General features: G+C 73.2%; 7 protein-coding genes and 1 tRNA gene. 3 read left to right on the forward strand and 5 right to left on the reverse strand.

The window, feature by feature from the left end; genetic code table 11:
• Nucleotides 1-9: 9 nt before the first annotated feature.
• Both Vse01_RS15345 and Vse01_RS15350 read left to right on the forward strand, forming a co-directional pair.
• A complete protein-coding gene (locus Vse01_RS15345; RefSeq protein WP_093401736.1) occupies nucleotides 10-1,542 on the forward strand; it encodes a CYTH and CHAD domain-containing protein in 1,533 nt (510 codons plus the stop codon).
• The gene (locus Vse01_RS15350; RefSeq protein ID WP_093401737.1) at nucleotides 1,530-2,408 is read left to right on the forward strand and encodes an NUDIX hydrolase; all 879 of its coding nucleotides are present in this window, start codon (nucleotides 1,530-1,532) and stop codon (nucleotides 2,406-2,408) included. Before Vse01_RS15345 ends, Vse01_RS15350 begins: the two co-directional genes overlap by 13 nt.
• 13 nt (nucleotides 2,409-2,421) lie before the next feature.
• On the opposite strand, the gene Vse01_RS15355 is transcribed toward Vse01_RS15350, so the two are convergent.
• The 4 genes from Vse01_RS15355 to leuC form a co-directional block, all read right to left on the reverse strand.
• On the reverse strand, nucleotides 2,422-4,392 hold the full coding sequence (locus Vse01_RS15355) for an endonuclease/exonuclease/phosphatase family protein (RefSeq protein ID WP_093401738.1): 1,971 nt from the start codon (nucleotides 4,390-4,392) through the stop codon (nucleotides 2,422-2,424).
• Between the two features lie 151 nt (nucleotides 4,393-4,543).
• Entirely contained in the window at nucleotides 4,544-5,149 is a 606-nt protein-coding gene (locus Vse01_RS15360; RefSeq protein WP_093401739.1) for an HU family DNA-binding protein, read from the reverse strand.
• 173 nt (nucleotides 5,150-5,322) lie between these two features.
• Entirely contained in the window at nucleotides 5,323-5,910 is a 588-nt protein-coding gene (gene leuD / locus Vse01_RS15365; RefSeq protein ID WP_093401740.1) for a 3-isopropylmalate dehydratase small subunit, read from the reverse strand.
• A 12-nt stretch (nucleotides 5,911-5,922) separates the two neighbouring features.
• Nucleotides 5,923-7,368, reverse strand: a complete 1,446-nt coding sequence (gene leuC / locus Vse01_RS15370; RefSeq protein ID WP_093401741.1) for a 3-isopropylmalate dehydratase large subunit — start codon at nucleotides 7,366-7,368, stop codon at nucleotides 5,923-5,925.
• 49 nt (nucleotides 7,369-7,417) lie between these two features.
• Here leuC and Vse01_RS15375 point away from each other — a divergent pair, with 49 nt between their 5' ends.
• Nucleotides 7,418-8,104 carry an IclR family transcriptional regulator gene (locus Vse01_RS15375; RefSeq protein WP_013284529.1) on the forward strand — a complete coding sequence of 229 codons (687 nt, stop codon included), beginning with the start codon at nucleotides 7,418-7,420 and terminating at the stop codon, nucleotides 8,102-8,104.
• Nucleotides 8,105-8,230: 126 nt separating this feature from the next.
• Here the strand turns inward: Vse01_RS15375 and Vse01_RS15380 are convergent.
• Nucleotides 8,231-8,306 (reverse strand) — tRNA-Glu (locus Vse01_RS15380).
• Nucleotides 8,307-8,357 lie beyond the last annotated feature (51 nt).

Raw genomic sequence — 8,357 nt, forward strand, 5'->3', positions numbered from 1 at the left:
GCTGGGCAGATGGTCGAGGAGGAGCGGAAGTTCGCGGTGGAGACCGGGTGGCTGCTGCCCGACCTCTCCCCCGCCGTGCCGGCCTCGGGGAGCGTCCGGGCGCTGGCACCGGCGACCCTCGTCGCCACCTACCACGACACCGTGGATCTCCGGCTGGCCCGGGCGGGCGTCTCGCTGCGGTACCGCGAGGGTGACGAGGTGCCGTGGACGGTGAAGTTGCCCACCGGCAGCCCCGGCCTCCGCCACGAGATCTCCCGCCCGGGCGCCGCCGACGCGATGCCGGTGGAGCTGGTCGAACTGGTTACGGTGTACCACCGGGGCGCCGCGCTGACCCCGGCGGCGGTGGTGCGTACCGTCCGGCACGCTCAGGAGATCGTCGACGAGACGGGCCGGGTGCTGGTCGAGGTGGTCGACGACCAGGTCACCGTGCTGGACGCCGAGGGTGCCACCACAGGTGCCTTCCGCGAGGTGGAGGTCGAGCGCAAGGCCGGTGACACGGCACTGCTCGACCGGCTCAGCGAGCTGCTACGTGCTGCCGGTGCCCAGGGTGGCGACTTCACTCCCAAGCACGTACGCGCGCTCGGCCGGGCGGCCACCGCCGAACCGGACCTGGTGGCCCCGGACAAGCTGCCGCCCGATCCGAGCGCCGCGGCGGTGGTCACCGAGGCGGTACGCCGCGAGGTGGCCCGGCTGTTGGCGCACGATCCGCTGGTCCGGCTGCGTGCACCGGTCGGCGACGACGACACCGCGGTGCACCAGATGCGGGTGGCCTGCCGGCGGTTGCGCAGTGACCTGAAGACCTTCGGGCCGCTGGTCCGCCCCGCGTGGGCCCGGCCGCTGCGTACCGAGCTGAGGTGGCTGGCGGATGCCCTGGGGCCGGCCCGGGACGCGGAGGTGCTGCGGGAGCGGTTGCGTCGTACCGCCGCCGCCGACCCGGTCAGCCCGGTGGATCCGGCGGCGGTCGACCGGCTGGACGCCGTACTCGCCGGCTGGCAGGAGGAGGCGCTGACCGGGGTCGACGAGGCGCTGCGCTCGCCCCGGTACCTCGCCCTCGTCGACGCGCTGGTGCTGGCGGCCCGGTCGCCGCGACTCACGCCCCGGTCGGACGCACCGGCCCGGCGGGTGCTGCCTCGAATCGTGGCCCGTCCGTGGCGACGGCTGGCCGGCACGACGAAGAAGCCCGGCGGCGTCGCGATGTTGCATCCGACCGGGCCCGACGAGCAGTGGCACACCGTACGCAAACAGGGCAAGCAGGCCCGTTCGGCGGTGACGGCGGTGGCGCCGGTGCTCGGCGGCGACGCGGCGAAGCTGGCCCGGGCGCTGGCGAAGGTGCAGAACCTGCTCGGTGAGCACCAGGACGCAGCGGTGGCCGCCGAGACCTGGCGGGCGGTGGCCGAGGCTCGGCCCGCCGACCATCAGTTGGCGGTGGCCGCGGGCCGGCTGTTGGAACGCGAGCGGGCGGCCGTGCGGCGGGCGCGCGCCGACTTCCCGTACGCCTGGCGGCGAGCCAGCCGGCGACGCCGGACCCGGTGGCTGGCGTGACCGTGATCCGGGCGGCCGGCGGCGTGGTGTGGCGACCGGCGGGGGTCGACCGCGTCGAGGTGTGCCTGGTGCACCGGCCCCGGTACGGGGACTGGACGCTACCGAAGGGCAAGCTGGAACCGGGCGAGCATCCGTTGCTCGCCGCCGCCCGGGAGGTTGCCGAGGAGGCCGACGCGCAGGCCGCGCCGCAGCTACGGCTGCCATCGGTGCGGTACCGCAGCGAAGGCCGACTCAAGGTGGTCGACTACTGGTCGATGCGGGCGGTGGGCACCGGCGGATTTCAGCCGGACACCGAGGTCGACGAGGTCCGTTGGCTGGCTGTGGACGACGCGATGACCCTGGTGAGTTATCCGCACGACGTGGAGGTGCTGGCCGCGTTCGCGGCGCTGCCGCCGGTCACCGCGGCCCTGGTGCTGGTGCGGCACGGCCACGCCGGCAAGCGGCTGGCCTGGCCGGGCCCGGACACCGGGCGGCCGCTGGACGCCCGTGGCTGGTCCGAGGCGCAGGCGTTGGCACCGCTGATCGGGCTGGTCCGCCCGGCACGGCTGCTCTCCGCGTCGCCTCGCCGGTGCGTGCAGACTCTCGACCCGGCCGCCGCGTTGCTGGATCTGCCGATCGAGGTCTGCGGCGACCTGGACGAGCCGAGCGCCGGCCAGCAGCCCGACGAGTGCGTGCTGGCCGCCGCCGCACGCCTGGCGGCGCTGGCCGCCGCCGGGGAACCGGCGGCGGTATGCAGTCAGGGCAAGGTGATTCCGGGCGCTCTGGAGCGCTTGGCCGGACGGTGCGGTGACTGGATTACCGGCAAGGGCGGCGGTTGGCTGCTCGCCTTCACCGGTGACCGTCTCGTCGGCGCCGACCGCCTCTGACCTGCTGCCTCTCTCAGCGGTCGGGCAGGGTGAGGGTGACGGCGACCGGCAGGTGGTCGCTGGCGGTGCCCGGCACCGCTGCCGCGTCGGCTGCGGTCAGGTCGGGTGAGACGAAGACGTGGTCGATCTGCTCGTGCGGATCGTCCGCCGGGCTGGTCGGCAGCGGGCGGGCGGCGGCGAGCGCGTCGACCAGGCCGGCGCTGGTGAAGGCGGTGAAAGCCGGATCGCCCGGCTCGGTGTTGAGGTCACCGGCGACCACCAGCGGCGCGCCGTCGGCGTACCCGGTGGCGAAGTCCGCGACGGCACGGGCTTGGACCACCGGGTCCGCACCGGGCGGCGGTTGCAGGTGGGTGCTCACCACGGCCAGGCGTACGCCGGCACTGAGGTCGACGGTGACGCCGAGCGCCTGCGCCCCGGTGGGCGCGCCCACCGCCGGCAGCGGACGGGTACGCGCCCGTTGCACCGGCCAACGACTGAGCACCGCGTCCCCCCACAGCGGGTCGGCGGCGGGCGCGAAGACGTAGGGCATCCCCAGCCGGGCGGCGAGCAGGCCCAGCGTGTCGTGGCCACCGTTGAGCAGCCAACCCCGGTCGACCTCGCTGAGCACCACCACGTCGGCGCGACCGACCGCCCGGTCCAGGGCGGTGAGGTCGAGGCGGCCGTCGAGGCCGAAGCCCATCCGGATGTTGTACGCCACCAGCCGCACCCGCTCCGGCGGCCCGCCCCGGTTGCTGGCCACCAGCCACGGCCCGTGCAGCCAGGCGGCGGCGAGGGCGACGACGGCGGCCAGCACCGCGAGCCGCCGCCGGGGAAGCCCTGGCGCGGGTTCCACCGGCGATGGCCGATGCCCGCCGGACGCGGTCACGCCGCGCATCGCGACCACCCCGGTCAGGGCGGCCACCACGGCCGGCACCCACTCGTTGGGATAGCCGAGGTCGTAGGCGGCGTAGTACACAAGCGCGGCGACGGCGAAGACGAGCATCCCGCCCACCACCGCGTACGCCGGGCCCGTGCCGGTCCGGACGGCCCGCTGCGACGACGGTCCGCCAGCGGCCAGGCCGAGGCAGCCGCCCAGCCCCGCCGCGCTGACCAGGATGGCGAAGGTGAGCAGCGTCGGCGGGCCGTAGCCGAACAGCAGAGCCCCGGCGAGCAGCAGCACCGGTGGCACCGCCCGCCACCGTGGGCGCACCGGAGTCAGCGCACCGAGCAGGAACAGTGGTGCCGCGACACCCAGCGGCGCCAACGCGAACGGCGGCGGCGCGGCGGTGCCGGCCTCGCCGTACCAGTAGGACATGGCGCTGATCGCGACCGCGGGTGACAGCGCCACCATGCCGCCGAGCAGCAGCGCCGGCCCGACGAGCAGCCAGGCCCGGCGGTTCGGCGGGGCATGGTCGTCGACCGGCGGGCCGGCACCGTCGACCGGCAGCGTGGCACTGCGGCTGCGGCCGAGCGCGCGCAGTGTGGCGCTGCGGCCGCGGCCGAGCGCCGTCTCGGTGGCCAGCAGCGCGGCCACCACCGCCACGCTGGCCACCCACGCCGGCCATCGCTCCCACCACACCAGGTCGTACGTGCCGAGCAGGGCGTGGCCCAGCGCGCTCGCGGTCAGCCCCAGCACCAGCCCGGGTAGCGGGTGCGCGACCCGGGCGGCGGTGGCGGCCAGCCAGACCAGACCGGCGAACAGACCGGCGCTGGCCAGCCACAGTTGGGCCCGGCCACCCGGCGCGGCGGTGAGGGCGAGCCGGGCGGCACCGAGCACCAGCGCCGCAGTCACACCGACGGTGGCCGGGCCGACCCGCGCGACGAGGGCCGGCGCGGCGAGCGCCAGCACGAACCAGCCGACGGCGAACGCCCCGAGCAGCTCGGCCGGGGTCGAGGCGGCCTGACCGAAGATGGTGATGACCGAGGGCAGGAAGACCCGCAGCACGTCGGTCAGGACGACGATTCCCAGGGCCAGGGCGGCGGTGCCGAGACGACGCTGACTCAACGCGGTTCTCTTTCCGGCGAGGGGTGGTGCGGCGATTCTGCTGGCCGGGTCCCGGGCCGGTCAACGGTTCCCCACCGTGGCGGTGGACGGTCGGGGTGGACATGGCGAGGGCGCCCACCGTGTCGGCGGGCGCCCTCGTCGTACGACCGGCTCAGCGCCGGGTCGCAGCCTTCCTGGCCGGCGCCTTCTTCGCCGGTGCCTTCTTGGCCGCCGCGGTCTTGCGGGCCGCCGTCGCCTTGGTCGCCGCGGCGGTCTTCTTCGCCGGGGCGGCCTTCTTGGTGGCAGCCTTCTTCGCCGGAGCGGCCTTCGCGGTCGTCTTGGTCGCGGTGGTCTTCTTGGCCGCCGCGGTCTTGCTCGCCGTGGTCTTCTTGGCGGCGGTGCTCTTCGCCGCGGTCGTCTTCTTCGCCGCGGTCGCCTTGGCACCGGTGGCCTTGGCGGTGGCTCCGGCGGTCTTCTTCGCCGCAGCCGTGGCCTTCGGCACCTTGCCGCTGGCCACCATCTCCTTGAACCCGGCGCCGGGGCGGAACGTCGGCACCGAGGTCTTCTTGACCTTCACTGCCTCCCCCGTACGCGGGTTGCGGGCTGTTCGCGCGCCCCGTACACGCTTCTCGAACGCTCCGAAACCGGTGATCGCCACCTTCTCGCCCTTGGTGACCGCCGCCTGGACCTCAGCGAGGACCGCGTCGAGCGCGGCCGTCGCCGTTTTCCGGTCCCCCAGGCGAACGGCGAGCGCCTCGATGAGCTCGGCCTTGTTCACGACTTCCTCCTGATTGTGCAACTGACTCGACGCGAGCCATTCTGCGCGCACGGTATGCCCTGTGCTGGCGGGACACAAACATTCGGCGGAAAAAAGCCCTTGTGTCGTAACGGATTCGCCCCCACCGGTGGCACCGGTGGGGGCGAAATCGGCTACGGATCGGGGCGTTCGGGCTACGCGACCCGGGGCAGGAAGGCCGGTCGGTCGGCCTCGAAGGCGCTGATCCGGTCCTCGTGGCGGAGGGTGAGTCCAATGTCGTCCAAGCCCTCCATCAGCCGCCACCGGCTGAAGTCGTCGAGCGGGAACGACCAGGTAGCGGTGTCGACCCGCACCTCGCGAGCGGTCAGGTCGACGACCACCGGGGTGGTGGGATTCTCCTCGACCAGGCTCCAGATTTCTTCGACGGCTTTCAATTCCAGCTCTACCGGAAGCAGCCCTTCCTTCAGGGCGTTGCCGCGGAAGATGTCACCGAAGCGCGGCGAGATCACCACTCGGAAGCCGTAGTCACGCAACGCCCACACGGCGTGCTCCCGCGATGACCCGGTGCCGAACTCGGGACCGGCCACCAGAATCGACGCTCCCGAATAAGCTTGATCGTTGAGCACGAATGCCGGATCCTCGCGCCACGCGCTGAACAGCCCGTCGGCGAATCCGGTCCGGGTCACCCGCTTGAGGTACACGGCGGGGATGATCTGGTCAGTGTCCACGTCGGACCGCCGCAGCGGCAGGGCGGTGCCGGTGTGCACGGTGAACTTGTCCATGTCGCAGCCCTTCTACAGGTCGGCGGGAGCGGCCAGCCGGCCGACGACGGCGGTGGCGGCGGCCACCGGCGGGCTGACCAGGTGGGTACGCCCACCCCGGCCCTGGCGGCCCTCGAAGTTCCGGTTGGAGGTCGAGGCGGCGCGCTGCCCCGGCGAGAGCGTGTCCGGGTTCATGCCCAGACACATGGAGCAGCCGGCGAAGCGCCATTCGGCACCGGCGTCGGTGAAGACCTTGTCCAGCCCCTCCGCCTCGGCGGCCTCCCGCACCGCGGCCGAGCCGGGTACCACGAGCATGCGTACCCCGTCAGCCACCCGGTGGCCGCGCAGCACGTCGGCGGCGGCGCGGAGATCCTCCAGGCGCCCGTTGGTGCACGAACCGACGAAGACCACGTCGACGGGGAGGTCCCGCAGCGCGGTGCCGGGGCGCAGGTCCATGTACGCCAGGGCGCGACGGGCGGCGGCCCGCTCCGGCTCGGTGACGAACTCCTCCGGATCCGGTACGACCGCGCCCAGCGGTGCGCCCTGCCCGGGGTTGGTGCCCCAGGTGACGAACGGCGTGATCTCGGCGGCGTCCAGCGTCACCTCCGAGTCGAAGGTCGCGCCCTCGTCGGTGGGCAGCGTCCGCCAGTACTCCAGCGCCGCGTCCCAGTCTGCGCCGCTGGGTGCGTTGGGGCGCCCCTTCAGGTACGCGAAGGTGGTCTCGTCCGGCGCGATCATGCCGGCCTTGGCGCCCCACTCGATGGACATGTTGGCGATCGTCATCCGCCCTTCCATGGACAGGGCCCGGATCGCCTCGCCCCGGTACTCCACGATGTGCCCGCGCCCGCCGCCGGTGCCGACCTTGGCGATCAGGGCGAGCACCAGGTCCTTGGCGGTGACCCCGGGGCCGAGCTGACCGTCGACGGTGACCGCCATCGTCTTCGGTCGGGCCTGCGGCAGCGTCTGGGTGGCCAGCACGTGCTCGACCTCGCTGGTGCCGATGCCGAACGCCAGGGCACCGAACGCGCCGTGCGTGGCAGTGTGCGAGTCACCGCAGACGATTGTCATGCCGGGCTGGGTGAGGCCGAGCTGCGGACCGATGACGTGCACGATGCCCTGGTTGGCGTCGCCGAGCGGGTGCAGCCGTACGCCGAACTCGGCGCAGTTGCGCCGCAGCGTCTCGATCTGGGTGCGGGAGGTGGGGTCGGCGATGGTGAGCAGGTCGCCACGGCGCTGCTGGAATGAGGGATCGGCGTACCCGGTCGGGGTGTTGTGATCCTCGGTGGCCAGCGTGAGGTCGGTACGCCGCACCCGGCGGCCGGCCATGCGCAGGCCGTCGAACGCCTGCGGGCTGGTCACCTCGTGCAGCAGGTGCAGGTCGATGAAGAGCAGATCGGGCTCACCATCGGCGGACCGGACGACGTGTGCGTCCCAGACCTTCTCGGCCAGGGTCCTCGGCTCAGGAGTGACTCCCACCATCTGGACATCCTAAATTCTGGGAGGTAAGTTTCGGCTTGTGGGACACAGTATGAGCGGTGTCGGCGTTCTCGACAAGGCGGTGGTCATCCTGGCCGCCTGTGTCGACGGCGCCAGCCTGGCCGAACTCGTTGAACGCACCAAGCTGCCCCGAGCCACCGCGCACCGGCTGGCCCAGGCGCTGGAGATCCACCGGATGCTGGTCCGGGACACACAGGGTCGCTGGCGTCCCGGTCCACGCCTGGGAGAGCTGGCCAACGCGGCGCCGGATGTGCTGCTGACCGCGGCCGAGCCGTTGCTGGCCGCGCTGCGGGACGCCACCGGCGAGAGCGCCCAGCTCTACCTGCGCCGGGCGGACGAGCGGATCTGCGTGGCCGCAGCTGAGCGGGCCAGTGGGCTGCGCGACACGGTGCCGGTCGGCTCGGTGCTGCCGATGACCGCCGGATCGGCGGCGCAGATCCTGCTCGCCTGGGAGCCGCCCGAGGCGGTGATGCCGCTGCTGCCCCGGTCGAAGTTCACCGGCCGTACCCTCGCCGAGGTACGCCGCCGAGGCTGGGCGCAGAGCGTCGCCGAACGCGAGGCAGGTGTGGCGAGCGTCTCGGCCCCGATCCGCGACCGCACCGGCCGGGTGATCGCCGCCATCTCCATCTCCGGCCCCATCGAGCGCCTAGGCCGCCGCCCCGGCGAACGCCACGCGATGGCCGTCGTCCGAGCCGGCCAACGCCTCTCCGGCCTCTGACCCCGTCGACCCCGTCGACCCCGTTGACCCTGTCGATCCCGTTGATCAAGAAGTTTTGGTCGCCGCCACGCGGAGTCCAGGGCGCAAACTTCTTGGTCAACTCCGCAAGGCGGGTGGGTGGGTGGGTGGTAGCCCCGACCGGATTCGAACCGGCGCTACCGCCTTGAGAGGGCGGCGTCCTGGGCCGCTAGACGACGGGGCCAGGGACTTTCCTGATTCACCAGCCCTGGTGGGCGGTGCGGCAGTAGTCTAG

The sequence above is a fragment of the Micromonospora sediminimaris genome (assembly GCF_016863575.1).
Lineage (GTDB): Bacteria > Actinomycetota > Actinomycetes > Mycobacteriales > Micromonosporaceae > Micromonospora > Micromonospora sediminimaris.

Bases quoted from the DNA above. Each gene is read 5' to 3' on its own strand.
- Vse01_RS15375 (WP_013284529.1), top strand. From the start codon at position 7,418: ATGAGCGGTGTCGGCGTTCTCGACAAGGCGGTGGTCATCCTGGCCGCC.
- leuC (WP_093401741.1), bottom strand. From the start codon at position 7,368: ATGGTGGGAGTCACTCCTGAGCCGAGGACCCTGGCCGAGAAGGTCTGG.
- Vse01_RS15345 (WP_093401736.1), top strand. From the start codon at position 10: ATGGTCGAGGAGGAGCGGAAGTTCGCGGTGGAGACCGGGTGGCTGCTG.
- leuD (WP_093401740.1), bottom strand. From the start codon at position 5,910: ATGGACAAGTTCACCGTGCACACCGGCACCGCCCTGCCGCTGCGGCGG.